Raw genomic sequence first — 13,027 nt, forward strand, 5'->3', positions numbered from 1 at the left:
TTAATTTATGTATTTAGAATCATTTTCTATCTAAAGACTTGCAAGTATACAAAAAAAACGTAATATCAATTGAGATTATTAAGAGCCTATTTAAATTTAATGGCTAACTAACATTTATTTTCAAATAGGAGAGAAGGTATTGTTTATGCACAAAAAAAGAGCCTTTATAAAAAGGCTCTCTTAGCGGAGAGTGAGGGATTCGAACCCCCGGACCTGTTACAGTCAACAGTTTTCAAGACTGCCGCAATCGACCACTCTGCCAACTCTCCTTAAACTCCGACTGTATCGTTGTTTTCAGTGGTGCAAATATAGAACGATTTTTAGTTTATGCAAAACTTTTCCCGCATAAATTTAAACAAAACTCAATAATCGGCTAAAAATCAGATTGATTATTTTTATTGATCCTTGCAAAGTGATGGAGATTTCTCTCTATTTAGTTGTGTTCATCGAGTTTTTGAGTGAAAAGCTTTTGCCTTTTTCTAGCGTAAAAGAAGCAAGAAAGAGAAATTGTTCTCAAATTTTTTATTTGGTGCATTTTTTGCAATGCCTGTCAGACTTAAAAAATTAATTATTTATGAAATTATCTTATCTGGGAGCGGGTATTTTAAGTATGGCTTTAACATTCACTTTGGGGTCTAATGTTGTTTTTGCGAATCAGCCTTTTGCAAGCACTATAGAACATGTACAGAATGATTCTGATTCCGTAAAAGTTGAGAATCTGGCTAAAGAACTGAAAAAGTTGAAGCCTATTAATACCAATGATTTTAAAAGCAAATTTAAAAAAGAGATTAACGGTTTTAAACTTACAGAAGTTACGGCTTTTGAAGATAAAGAAACAGGGTCTTATGCTACAGCGAATTATGCAAAAGGATCTCAGAATGTCTATTTAATGGTAACTGATGGCGCCGGAGTGGGAGCTGAGCAGGTGAAAGGAAGTCTTTTAAGTTATTTGGAGCTGAAAGCAATGGAGGAACCTGGTGATAAAACCAATATTAAAAATTATAAAGGCTGGTTGGTTTACTTTGATCATAGTATGTATGAAAACGATAAAATGACAAGTATCCAATATCTGGAAGGAAACAGATATGGAGTAGTCGCTTCAGGAAATAATATCTCCCTTGAAGAACTGAAAAGTCTTTTAGATAACGTTAGTTTATAAAATTACTTACAACAAAATATAGGCTCTGATTTATGAAAATAAATCAGAGCTTTTTTAATTGTAGAATAATCACTATAGTAATTATACCTAAAAATAAGTTTCAGCCTTTAATTTTAGTTATTTATTCCCTGAATTCCCTTATTCATCTCTTTATTTCCTTGGTTCATTGTTTTGAATATCTCTTAAAACCCTTTACTCAGGATCATTTCAAAAAAGCATGAGATAAATTCTTATGGTTAAAAAAAACGGATTCTGAAGAGCATGAGGTATTGGCGAAACTTCAACAGCTATTGAGCAATAATCAATCGGGGGGAAATTATAAAAAACGCTTTACGGTAAATACTTATCAGGGTATTTACTTCCTGAATACAGGAGATATTGCCTTCTTTGAGACCGATGAAGGTATTGTCTTCGCAGTCGAAATATCTGGTAAGAAGCATTTACTCAACGAATCTACATTAAAGGATATAGAAAAGTTACTCAATCCTTCAGGATTTTTTAGAATTAACCGCAGGGAGCTTGCACATAAACAACATGTTGAAAGAATAGAACAGTATAATAAATATACACGGGCTATTCAGGTGAAAGAGTATAAAAAAATCACCTGATTACAAGTAAGGGGAGTACTATTGCTTTTTGTAAGTGGATTGAAGATTAATCTAAGCACTTAATAAAGCATTAATTATAAATATTCCTGTCCGATATTTGTGCGTCCCAATCCCTATAAAAACATATCTTAAAATATTTAGAGCGAATTTTTTTTACATCTATTCTAAAAAAATAGATTTACATTAATGAAAAGCCTAGGTTTTATAGGCTTTTTGATGTAAATTAGATCTGAATTTGTTTCTTTTTATCAGAAATTTTATATTATTAAGTAGACAAAAATTAATTTAACTTTGTCAATTGAATAATATATGAAATTATTGAATTTTTATTAATAATATTATATTGTTTAAGACTAATAAAAGGGACTTGAGAAAACAGAAGATTAATTTACGTGGCAGTAGATATGAAATATAAATTCTTAAATTTTAAATTAAGGAAGGTTGTTCATTACTCGTTGATTATGTGTATCTTGTTGATACAGGTGATTATAGGTGTATTTTTTTACAATGAGTTTGTGAATGAGAAAAAGCTGCAGTTTATCAAAAGGCAGTTGGAGGATAGTAGGGCATTGGGAGGACTGACGGATAATTCAAGGAAGGATTTCATGGATGCGCAGGAGCATCTTCAAAGATATATGGTGAGCCAGGATAATAAGGACCTGCAACTTTATTTTGAGTCATTAAGAAAACTTAAAAAGAATTTTGATAAGATCGGGGAGTATGAAAATACAAGCCCAAGGCTGAAAAATACTCTGGCTCAGAAGAAAATGGATACCATGAAGGTAACCAAACTGAAAACCCTTATAGATTCTGTATACGAAACCTCTTTGAAGCTTCCTGCAAAGATTGAGGATCAGAAGTATGAGCCTGCAAAGTATAAGAATGACTTTGAGAACTTGAATGTACAAACCCGTACCTACGCTGATACTATTAAGAAAAAAGGTTTTATGGGGCGTTTGAAGGATGCTATAACAGGAAAGGTGAACGTTCAGAAAGAAAGTACTGTAATTACTTTAACGAATAATAAAACCATAGACATTTCCAATGTAAAAACTGAAATGGATAAGGCTTTAAAGTCCATGGATAAGCATTATGCTACAGAAGTAAAGAAAGCACAGCAATATGCAATTAAAAATCAGCGTGAGAATATTCAGTTTTACAGCAATTTCAGTAAGCTGTTAGTGTATAGTAACGGATTGATTGATGTATATGAAAATGCCATTAAAGATTTCAAATCTGAACTTGAAAAAGAATATACCAAACAAAGTTCTGACAATAATAAAATCAGAAGATATCTTGTACTTGGGCTGATGGTCTTAATGTTCATTGTATCCATTCTTATTATGTACTTTACAAGAGTAGCCTTCGTCTACGAAAGAAAACTTGATGCAGCCAATAAAGAAATTAAGAACAACCTGAATTTCAAGAACAGAATATTGGGGATGTTGAGCCACGATTTAAGATCGCCGTTGAAGATCATTAATATCTTTATTGATAAGATTTACAGATCAACAGGGGATGAAACGATTAAAGATTATCTGAAGTCGATTAAGTTTACAAACAGTACGCTTCTTCTGCAATCTAACCAGATTCTGGAATATACAAAGAATCAGGATGCTGAAAAGAAACTGATAAAATCCGTGTTTAATCTTAAAGAAGAGATCGGCTCCATTGTAAAAGTGATTTCCCCTTATTTGGAGACACGAAACAATAAGTTTGCTGTAACAGACAGAATTCCTGAAGGAGTTGTCGTATTTTCGGACAATATCAGAATTAACCAGATCTTTATGAATATTCTGGGGAATGCCAACAAGTATACAGAAAACGGAAAGATTGATCTTGTGATGACCACAGAGCCGCTGGGAAATGATAAAATCACCTTGATTACAACAATAGGAGATTCTGGAGTAGGAATTTCAGAATCTGATTTGAAAAAGATTTTTGATCCTTATTATCAGGGAACGGTTTCAGATGAGGTTGATAATCTTGGAGTAGGATTAGGACTGAATCTTGTAAAGGAAATTGTAGAATTGTTTGAAGGTGAAATTTCAGTTTCCAGTAAACTACATAAAGGAACACAGGTGACATTCAGAATCAATTTAAATATCAATAATAAATAATGGAAATGCCAATTGAAAACAAGGAAACCATATTCCTTTTAGCAGATGATCACAGTATTGTACGGCAGGGAATGGAGATCGTTATTAATGATATTGCTCCCAATGCAAAAGTATACCATACTTCATCTTTACAGCAGGCCATGGAGCTGATAGAAACAAAGGGAATTGAAATCGCTATTATTGATGCTCATTTTCCCGAAGGAAACAGTCTGCATATTTTACCGCAAATGAAAAGGGCAAACCCAGATATTAAGATCCTTATTTTTACAGGACTTGAAGAAGATCTGTATGCCCTAAAGTTTATAAAAGCTGGTGCCAATGGATATCTTAGTAAATTAAGCGAAGAGGAAGAGGTAAGAGAAGCTGTTTCTCAGTTTATCCAGAAAGGAGAGTATTTTTCAGATCTGACAAGAAATTTATTAGTACAGTTCATTTACAACCCGAATGTAATAAGCCCACTGAGCCATTTAACCAAAAGAGAGCTGCAGATTGCAGAACTGTATGCAGACGGATTTGGAAACCTGGAAATTGCGAATAATTTAAATATAAAGCAAAATACAGTAAGTACAATCAAAAAAAATATCTTTGAAAAGCTGAAAATAGAAAATATTGTAGAGCTGATTGATCTTATCAAAACGCATCATAAAATATAGAACTTCCAACGTCTATTCCGCACTTCTTTATTGGTTCAGTTATTTTTATCGATAAATATCTATACCCCATCTGATATGTATCGATGGGGTTTATAGATGATATTATCCTGCGATGTCGTTACTTTGTAGTATAAAATTTACCAAATGAATTGCTAATGCTTTTTTTAGTTTTTTCACTTCATTTGAACCCGTAAATTGAAGTAACTATAAAAATAATAAACTATAGTTATGCAAAACACAAAACACAAGTGATGAAAAGGAATTAATACAAGTGATGAGATTAATATAGAAGTGTATGAATGACCTTAAACGTGGATTTCTTGAAAAAACCAAATGATAAGAAAAAAACACAAATTACTATAAAGAAATCCAAGGTGTGGTTACCAGTACAAGAGAAAAGGGAGGCAATGAAAGCCTCCTTTTTTTATGATTATATATGATCTGTTTTCAACTTAAAACCATTATCAATTCTTTTGCTTTTTATATAGCGTAAGCTTAGTATTAGCATTACGGTTAGGGTTATAATTATCATAATTATATGATAATTCAACCATTTGTGTTTCTGTTTCCCATATAACTTTGGATGGGTTTTCAGAAACAGGTTCTCCCAATTTTTGTTTTAAGAAGGCGTGTAGCCATTCAAATTTAGGGGCAAAGATTTTGTGGGTATCCAGATTTTGCCAGGCCTCAAAATTATCCTTGTTATGAATGGTTGCTCTGGATTGAGTTTTCCATTGGAATTCAATAAGCTTCAGTGATTGATTCTCCGGAGAATAAAAATAGGAGGTTATCAAATGGATGTACTTGCGCTCTATTTTCTGATAAACTCTTGGAATTTCATCACATGACGTACTACAGCAATCACTACAACAATCATCACATATAGAATATTGAGTAAGATTCAATGCATTTTCTTTTTTTTCAATGCGATCAATCTGTTGGATAGATAAAGTATTAAAATGAGTGTAAAAATCCATGAAGTTCTTTTCAACCCATGATTTTGTGTAAGGCTCTCCCAATATGGGTTCCTGATATTTATTTTTGAGCGTAATTATATTGAGTTTGTTTTTGTCTATTTCAATAATTCCGGATCGGTTAGGATCGCTGGTAGAAAACGGAAGAGTCTGGTATTCATTTCCTGGGACATAGTTCATCTTTGTATAAGGTGACCGGTAAGAACCAAACTCATCTTGATATCCAATATATGGAGAATAGACATTTTTTTCATAAAGGGGGTGGTAAGGACGGATATCATCTTTAATATCAAAAATATTGATCAAATTATCATCTTTTAAAACAACTATTTTAGTGGAGCCACCCTCCGAATACAGGTGATAGAGATTTTGCTTCACTACAAAAGATGTTGCCAGAGAAGATTGAAACATAAACATACCAGAAAATTTATTTTGGTATAAAACTTCGGTTCCTTTTTGTGGGTCATCTTTAGAAGTTGGATGGTGATCAGCATTAAACCTTCCACTGGCCTCCAGTTTCTTTGGATCTTGGATTTTGAGAATCATAGTAGGTGTGCTGAGGTAATAAACATTATTAAGTTTATTGACTATCGCATTTTCTGTAAAGACTTCATATTGCTGTCCGGTCTTATTATCCTTAAACCACGTTTTAGAGCAGCAGTCGTCTAAACTACGATTGAATACCGTATAATTTTGATCTTTGAAAATAATATTTGATGTACTTAAATCTCTTATCCATTTCTTTTTTTTCTCATCAAGATAAAATGAAGCATAGCTCTTGTAATTGGTGGTGAAAATAGTATCATTCCTTACCGTTAGATTGTAATCTGAAAACTGAATAGGGGGCGGCGGAATGGTAGCCTTAACTTTTCCACTCTCATCCAGAATGTAAAAGTTTACAATGGTATATTTGCCCAACGGATTGTCTTTTTCAAAATAACAGTAGTATTTTGATTTATGCTTTAGAGACGGTCCTAAAGTTCCCGGAATATTGATTTCTATTGTTTTAAAGCTTACTTTTAACTCATCCGACTGGCAGGATTGCAGTAATAAAAGGACCATAAAGGCCTGAAGAATATATTTCATGGATTGGTTTGAAGTCCTAACTTACGAAAAATACTACAAACTGTAAAGTAAATATGAAATTAGAAAGAATCCGGAAGAGGGTAAAAGCTCATTATTGGAAACTATTACTGGATAAGAATTCCTACTTCCGGCTTCCTTCTTTATTTAAATTTCTGAATGGCTTCAGCGCTTACCGGAGTAAAAAAATTAATCAGATTTCCATCCGGATCACAAAATAGAAGAGAACGGTTGCCCCAAGGCATTGTTGTAGGTTCCTGTATAATATGATCTGTCAGATTTTTAATCCTTTCATATTCACGATCAACATCAGCAACCAGAAATTCTATAATGATAGTACTTTGTCCTTTTGATTCTGTAGGGTGCTCACCACCAAACATTTTCATAGTACGCATGCTTCCGATGGCTATAGTTATGGTATTTGTACTAAGTTCAGCGAAGTCTTCCGTATACCATTGAACTGCGAGTTCCATTACTTTTTCATAAAACTGAACCGATTGCTTAATATCTTTTGTGATGATTCTTAAAGATGCTAATTTCATATAATTCTGTATTTAAAATAATTTGATACAAAATTAAGAGCAGGTTATGACAACGGGATGTCAGTAGGGTTTTGAAACGGAAAGTTAAAACAATTAAAGTGATCTCTTAGTAAAAATTAGCAATGTGAATGAGCTGCTTAAAATCAAGAATACATATTTTTCGTCCTTCAGATTTGATGAGCTTTTCCTGCTTGAAATCATTCAGAATACGGGCTAGCGTTTCTCTGGCTGTTCCTACCATATTGGCAAGGTCTACGCGGGATAGAGAAATTAATACCTCCTCTTCTGGGAAGTCATTAGATTTATATTTGTCATGAAGGATTAATAAGCTTAGTGCAGCTCTTTCTCTTACGGTACGGTGCGATAAAACGGCAATAAGATTGGCCATCACACTGAATTCATGACTTAAAGATTTTAACAAAAGACCCGAGAAAACAGAAGACTGATTAAGGATTTCCAGAAAATTGTCTTTTGAAATAAAAGAAATGACAGAATTTTCAAGAGTGGAAGTGGTATCTCCATAAGATTCCTGGCTCAAAATGGCCGAGTATCCGAAAAATTCCCCGGAACTGTAGATATAGATGATCTGTTCCCGCCCATCATTATCTACCTTATATTTTTTTATTTTCCCTTCATTCAGATAATAGATGCCATTGGGTTTTGTACCATCTGTGAATATAGCTTCGTTTTTGCGGTAGTTTTTAGTTTTCATGGCTTTTAGAAGCAAATCCTTATCATATTCAGGAAGTTCATCAAAAAGATACTGATTGTTGAAAATAAATTTTGAGATCATAATTTTTCTACGCAGGCTATTGAATAAACGTTCAGTTTGTAACTTAAATCACATTTTAAACCAATATAAATCACCAGATTTTCTGTCTGAACGAATTAATTTTACAAAAGTAATGAAATAGATTTTGAATGGAGATGCATAAGGGTTCTAATCCCTTAATCCCGATAAATAAAGAGGTAAAAGAGCACTGGATAAAAATTTAAGTTGACATGTTTTTCACAGCGGTTGCTGACATTTCTAAATTATTTTTTTTTACTTATTTATTTTATCCAGTTTTTTTAATAAATATTTTTCAGGTTTGAGAAAAAATAAACGGTTACTCCAAAGTATTGGAATAACCGTTGTTATTGTAATAATAGGAAACCTATTGAATCTGCGTAACCAGAGATCTTACAGTATGTGCGGAGAAATATCCCAAAGCTCCATTACTGATATTACTGGGTGGGTTGGAAGGAGTAACACTGCCTCCATACCCTTCCGATATTTTAAGAAGGGCACTGTAATAGGTAAATATATTAGTGTCAATAGACTGCATTTCAACATGAATAACATCACCAACTACCACTTCATGATCTCTACCTTTATTGTCATCATTAGGAAGTCCCAAAGTCCATTGATTCGGTAGTCCGTTGTTTAAGTTGTCAGAAAGAACATTGATGTACTTTTTAGGTAGATTATTGATGGTAAAGCTGAAAAGATAACGGTTACCCAATTCTGCTGGATCTGTAAAAACGGGCAACAGAGTATAACTTTTCTTATCTCCGAACATAAAAGAATCCTGTACAAGGCCTTCCAGTTCCACAGCTTGGGGCATGGTGCTTTGGGCTGTGTATTGTTTTCCTTCCGCCTGTACTTTGAGTGTATAGGTTCTTCCCGGTACTCCCTGAAGGGTATTCGTTTTATATTCTCCGCCTCCTGTATACTCCAGAGTTTCTGTTTGTCCGGTGTTATCACTTAGAATAACCTCAGCACCTGTAACAGCCGGATATTGGTTAGGTTGAGAAAAACCAACAGATTTAGTGATTTTTACCGTATATGATCCTGCAACATCAGTAATGTTGCCTTCAATGACAATGTTTCCACTTTGGTCAGCCAGATCCAGGTCAATCTCTTTTTCACAAGAAATTAATGTAAAGGCGGATAATATGATAAAGAATGCTTTTTTCATGATTTAAAATTTGAAATTGTAAGTGATGTTAGGTACCCAACGGAATAGGGAAGTCTGCATGGCGCGGGTTGTTCCAGGATTATTCGGATTATCTTCAAAAGTAATGGTGTAGGCATTTTCACGGCCATACAGATTGTAAATTCCGAATGTCCATGATCCGCGGAAACGCTTATTCGATTCCGGTTCGTAGGTGGCGCTAATATCCATTCTGTGATAAGCAGGCATTCTGTCTGCATTTCTGCTGTTGTATTGGAATATGGTCTGCCCGTTCAGTTCATATTTTCCGATAGGGAAGGTTACCGCATTTCCTGTACTATAAAGGAATAACCCGGATAGCGTCCATCTTGGGTTGAGCTGATAAGTAGCTACCACAGAAAGGTCGTGGGTTTTGTCCATTCTGGCATTGTACCATTGGTTATCATTAATTCCGTCAATCTTTCTTTCTGTTTTGGATAGCGTATAGGAGATCCATCCTGTAAGCTTTCCGCTTTTCTTTTTAGCGATAAGTTCCAGTCCGTAAGCTCTTCCTTTTCCAAACAGCAATTCACTTTCTACATCTGCTGCAGTACTGAAGCCAATCTGAGCTCCATTTTTAAAATCAATCTGATTCTGCATAGATTTGTAATAGATTTCAGCATTCAATTCATAATTATTGTTATTGAAGTTTCTGCTGTACCCCATACTGATCTGATCTGCAATTTCAGGTTTTACAGAATAGCTGCTTCCAATCCACTGGTCTGTAGGATTTCCACTGCTGCTGTTGCTCAAAAGGTGAAGGTTCTGAGTATTTCTGGAATAACCTCCCTTCACGCTGCTCACCTCATTAATACGATAATTCGCTGTAATACGCGGTTCAAGGTTGGTATATGTTTTTCCGAATTTTCCTTTTTCTAAATACTGACTTCCTGTAAGCACCCCATTTTCATAAGTGTTGAAAGTATCTCCACCCAATACACTGAATAGGGAAAGTCTTAGTCCATAATTAATGGTTAATTTTTCTGTGGCTTTAAAATCATCATTAATATACAGTGCATTTTCCCATGAATATCTTGAATTCCTAGGGAAAGAATTGACAATCGTTCCTGAAGCACTGCTTGGAGTCAGGGTATGATAAATAGACTGCAGCCCGAAACGTACAGAATGTTTGTTTCCTGCAAACCAGGTAAAGTCCTGCTTAAGATTCCAGTCCTGTATCTTCGAGTTTAAGTTGAACTCACTTTCATTATTTTTCAATCCGATTTTATAATCATAATTACTGTAGATAAAGGAAGTATTGGAAAATAATTTACTGTTGATAATACTGTTCCATCGTAATGTGGCTGTAGTATTTCCCCAATCGGTATTGAATGTATCACCCAGTCCTAATACATCTCTTCCGAAATATCCCGAAATATAAATACGGTTATTTTCATTAATCTGATAATTAGCCTTCAGGTTAAGATCATAAAAATATAACTTGTTGTCTTTATAATCTTTAGAAGACTTAAGGAATAAATCGGCATAGGTTCTTCTTCCGGATACAATAAATGAAGACTTTTCCTTCTGAAGGGGACCTTCTACACTCAGTCTGCTGCTGATCAGCCCGATTCCACCGTTGATGTTATAGCCTTTGTTGTTTCCATCCTTCATTTTCACATCCATCACAGAAGAAAGACGGCCTCCATATTGAGCAGGACTGTTTCCTTTGATAATACTGGCATCCTTCAAAGCATCACTGTTGAACGTGCTGAAAAAACCAAGCAAATGCGAAGCATTATAAACCGGAGCCTCATCCAGTAAGATCAGGTTTTGATCTGTAGCACCACCTCTTACACTGAATCCGCTGCTTCCTTCACCATTACTTTTAATACCCGGCAAAAGCTGTATGGTTTTCATAACGTCCTTTTCACCAAATAATACAGGAAGCTTCTCTATATTTTTGATGCTTAATGTTTCAGTTCCCATCTGGGCGCTTGAAAGATTCTTATCCTTTTTAACTCCGGATACAACCACCTCATCTATCGTATTGGATTTTTGCTCTTCCTGGTTAAGAAAAAGATCCAGTTTCATGTTCTGTTCAACGTTGATTTGTTGCTCAAAATCTTTGTAACCCGGATAAGAAATAACGATGGTATGATTTCCTTCCGGCAGTGACAGTGAATAAAAACCATATTCATTGGCTACAACGTTAATCGAAGGATCATCGCTCACTTTTACTGTTACACCAATCAGCAATTCGCCGTTTTTTTTATCCTTTACTGTTCCGCTTATGGAGCGGGCTTGCTGTTGAGCCATCACCAAAGTGCTGAAACAGAGCGCAGCAGTGGCTGCGGTAATTTTGAAAAAAGATGTTTGCATTAGTTTTTTTTAAAGTAGTAGATCTCTTCTATATTGAGCTGGAGTTTATTGTTTCCTGATGATTAGTTGAATGAATGGGAAATTAGTTACATTCAAAATCTTGATATTATCCAAAAAATAACACTTTTCTTATTGTTAATCAAAATTTTCGGAAATTTGAATGTGAAAGATTATGGAAAAAGCTGTGGTAAATGTATTCATTTTAAAGTTATTGTATTTTTAATTAATTAAAAATATAAGTGTATGAATTTATTGTCTTATTTATTGGTATTAATTTTCTTAATCATACAACGGGAAAAATTGTTTAATATTTTAATCTTGACAGGCTAAAATGATAGATCAGTTGGAAAATATTTTTCCTTTTTTAAGATTCCTCAATCCAAATATTAAACTTATCTTGCCTGAGAAGAATGATTAGAAGAATATGGGAAATCTTAAAAAGTGGGTGAAGAGTAATCTTTCCACTATACTATTGACGGTTTTATTCGTTGTCATATTGGTTAATCCGGATGCTAAAGCATGGCTGATGAGACAGGTTGCTTCCACAGGAATTCTCAACTCCAGCATTTCCGAATCATCGGAAAAATCAGGAAGTATAGCCGCTTATACAGGTCTGATGCTGAAGAGTGAAGACGGAATCCTTATTGATTCCTCTCATCTGAAAAATAAAGTTGTTTTTATCAACTTCTGGGCATCATGGTGTCCTCCCTGTCGGGCTGAGTTTCCGTCAGTTGAAAAACTGTACAACAAATACAAAACTAACGCTGATATAGTATTCCTTACGGTAAATCTTGATGATAATCCTGCTCTGGGGAAAGCCTATTTAAAGGAAAAAGGATTTACAGTCCCTTTTATAACACCTGCGGGGAATATCCCTGGAGAACTTTATAACGGCTCATTGCCAACTACCGTTGTACTGGATAAAAAAGGAAAAATCCGTCTTCATCATACCGGAGTTGCAGATTACAGCAAAGATTCTTTTTACCAGCAAATTGATTCATTACTGAAATAAACAGTAACAATACATAAACACTTAGAGTAACCGGAAATATGAATTTGTATACCTTATTTTCCTTTCACCCGAAAGAAGAGTATTATTTCTCTGTGATCGATAAACAAGGAAGTATTTTTGATAAATTTCAGCTTCCCGAATGCCGGGAAATCCCAATCCGAAACAATATCATTCCTATTAAAGAAGAATTTAGCAAAGAGTATTCTCTGAATCTTGATGATTTTTTAAAGGATTATGATCTATATACCTGCTATACTGGTGGTATAGGAGATTTATTTTCAGAGAAGGCCGTTTCTGCTTTAAGAAAAGAGCTTCAGGATGAAGTTGAATTTATTCCCTGTACGCTGAAAGGTCAGCCAGTACCTGTGTATGCAGCATTGTTCCTGAAAACAGCTCTTATTGTAAAAGACTTTGAAGGAATGGGCTTTACTTTTGAGGGCACTTCGTTACCGGATGTGAAATATGCCGTTCAGGATGAAAATAAAGGCATTAAGTTTGTTACCCAGGCTTTTGTAGAGCTTGTAAAAAAATATAATTTGAAAATTGAGTGTAAACAACAAACTCATGATAAAGCCTAA

At 34.4% G+C, this 13,027-nt stretch carries 11 protein-coding genes and 1 tRNA gene; 6 read left to right on the forward strand and 6 right to left on the reverse strand.

From position 1 onward, the window contains the following. Positions 1-184: 184 nt before the first annotated feature. A tRNA-Ser gene (locus tag J2772_RS07040) sits at positions 185-269 on the reverse strand. 305 nt (positions 270-574) lie between these two features. Here J2772_RS07040 and J2772_RS07045 point away from each other — a divergent pair. The 4 genes from J2772_RS07045 (at position 575) to J2772_RS07060 (ending at position 4,540) form a co-directional block, all read left to right on the forward strand. Continuing rightward, on the forward strand, positions 575-1,159 hold the full coding sequence (locus J2772_RS07045) for a hypothetical protein (RefSeq protein WP_209914937.1): 585 nt from the start codon (positions 575-577) through the stop codon (positions 1,157-1,159). A 269-nt stretch (positions 1,160-1,428) separates the two neighbouring features. After that, positions 1,429-1,767 (forward strand): LytR/AlgR family response regulator transcription factor, encoded by a 339-nt coding sequence (locus J2772_RS07050; protein ID WP_209914941.1) that lies wholly within the window; start codon positions 1,429-1,431, stop codon positions 1,765-1,767. 461 nt (positions 1,768-2,228) lie between these two features. Next, entirely contained in the window at positions 2,229-3,887 is a 1,659-nt protein-coding gene (locus tag J2772_RS07055; protein WP_245365162.1) for a sensor histidine kinase, read from the forward strand. 5 nt (positions 3,888-3,892) lie between these two features. Next, positions 3,893-4,540, forward strand: coding sequence for a response regulator transcription factor (locus tag J2772_RS07060; RefSeq protein ID WP_245365163.1), 648 nt, complete (start codon positions 3,893-3,895; stop codon positions 4,538-4,540). Positions 4,541-5,004: 464 nt separating this feature from the next. On the opposite strand, the gene J2772_RS07065 is transcribed toward J2772_RS07060, so the two are convergent. The 5 genes from J2772_RS07065 to J2772_RS07085 all read right to left on the reverse strand — a co-directional run bounded on the left by J2772_RS07065 (position 5,005) and on the right by J2772_RS07085 (position 11,437). After that, a complete protein-coding gene (locus J2772_RS07065; protein ID WP_209914951.1) occupies positions 5,005-6,600 on the reverse strand; it encodes a hypothetical protein in 1,596 nt (531 codons plus the stop codon). A gap of 140 nt (positions 6,601-6,740) precedes the next feature. Beyond that, positions 6,741-7,139 carry a VOC family protein gene (locus tag J2772_RS07070; RefSeq protein WP_209914955.1) on the reverse strand — a complete coding sequence of 133 codons (399 nt, stop codon included), beginning with the start codon at positions 7,137-7,139 and terminating at the stop codon, positions 6,741-6,743. A gap of 106 nt (positions 7,140-7,245) precedes the next feature. Further along, entirely contained in the window at positions 7,246-7,932 is a 687-nt protein-coding gene (locus J2772_RS07075) for a Crp/Fnr family transcriptional regulator (protein WP_209914959.1), read from the reverse strand. Positions 7,933-8,296: 364 nt separating this feature from the next. Next, complete coding sequence (locus J2772_RS07080) at positions 8,297-9,100, reverse strand: DUF4249 domain-containing protein (protein WP_209914962.1); 804 nt, start codon at positions 9,098-9,100, stop codon at positions 8,297-8,299. 3 nt (positions 9,101-9,103) lie between these two features. Continuing rightward, positions 9,104-11,437: a TonB-dependent receptor gene (locus J2772_RS07085; RefSeq protein WP_209914967.1), complete on the reverse strand. Its 2,334-nt coding sequence runs from the start codon at positions 11,435-11,437 to the stop codon at positions 9,104-9,106. A gap of 424 nt (positions 11,438-11,861) precedes the next feature. Between J2772_RS07085 and J2772_RS07090 the strand changes: the two genes are divergently transcribed. Both J2772_RS07090 and J2772_RS07095 read left to right on the forward strand, forming a co-directional pair. Continuing rightward, positions 11,862-12,449, forward strand: a complete 588-nt coding sequence (locus J2772_RS07090; protein WP_209914970.1) for a TlpA family protein disulfide reductase — start codon at positions 11,862-11,864, stop codon at positions 12,447-12,449. A 38-nt stretch (positions 12,450-12,487) separates the two neighbouring features. Next, positions 12,488-13,027 (forward strand): hypothetical protein, encoded by a 540-nt coding sequence (locus J2772_RS07095; RefSeq protein ID WP_209914974.1) that lies wholly within the window; start codon positions 12,488-12,490, stop codon positions 13,025-13,027.

Source organism: Chryseobacterium jejuense (genome assembly GCF_017877355.1).
In the GTDB taxonomy this organism is placed as follows: Bacteria; Bacteroidota; Bacteroidia; order Flavobacteriales; family Weeksellaceae; genus Chryseobacterium; species Chryseobacterium jejuense_A.

What these genes read in the sequence shown, in the direction of transcription:
- J2772_RS07045 (WP_209914937.1), top strand. Translation starts at nt 575, where the DNA reads ATGAAATTATCTTATCTGGGAGCGGGTATTTTAAGTATGGCTTTAACA.
- J2772_RS07055 (WP_245365162.1), top strand. Translation starts at nt 2,229, where the DNA reads ATGTGTATCTTGTTGATACAGGTGATTATAGGTGTATTTTTTTACAAT.
- J2772_RS07060 (WP_245365163.1), top strand. Translation starts at nt 3,893, where the DNA reads ATGCCAATTGAAAACAAGGAAACCATATTCCTTTTAGCAGATGATCAC.
- J2772_RS07065 (WP_209914951.1), bottom strand. Translation starts at nt 6,600, where the DNA reads ATGAAATATATTCTTCAGGCCTTTATGGTCCTTTTATTACTGCAATCC.
- J2772_RS07070 (WP_209914955.1), bottom strand. Translation starts at nt 7,139, where the DNA reads ATGAAATTAGCATCTTTAAGAATCATCACAAAAGATATTAAGCAATCG.
- J2772_RS07075 (WP_209914959.1), bottom strand. Translation starts at nt 7,932, where the DNA reads ATGATCTCAAAATTTATTTTCAACAATCAGTATCTTTTTGATGAACTT.
- J2772_RS07080 (WP_209914962.1), bottom strand. Translation starts at nt 9,100, where the DNA reads ATGAAAAAAGCATTCTTTATCATATTATCCGCCTTTACATTAATTTCT.
- J2772_RS07085 (WP_209914967.1), bottom strand. Translation starts at nt 11,437, where the DNA reads ATGCAAACATCTTTTTTCAAAATTACCGCAGCCACTGCTGCGCTCTGT.
- J2772_RS07090 (WP_209914970.1), top strand. Translation starts at nt 11,862, where the DNA reads ATGGGAAATCTTAAAAAGTGGGTGAAGAGTAATCTTTCCACTATACTA.
- J2772_RS07095 (WP_209914974.1), top strand. Translation starts at nt 12,488, where the DNA reads ATGAATTTGTATACCTTATTTTCCTTTCACCCGAAAGAAGAGTATTAT.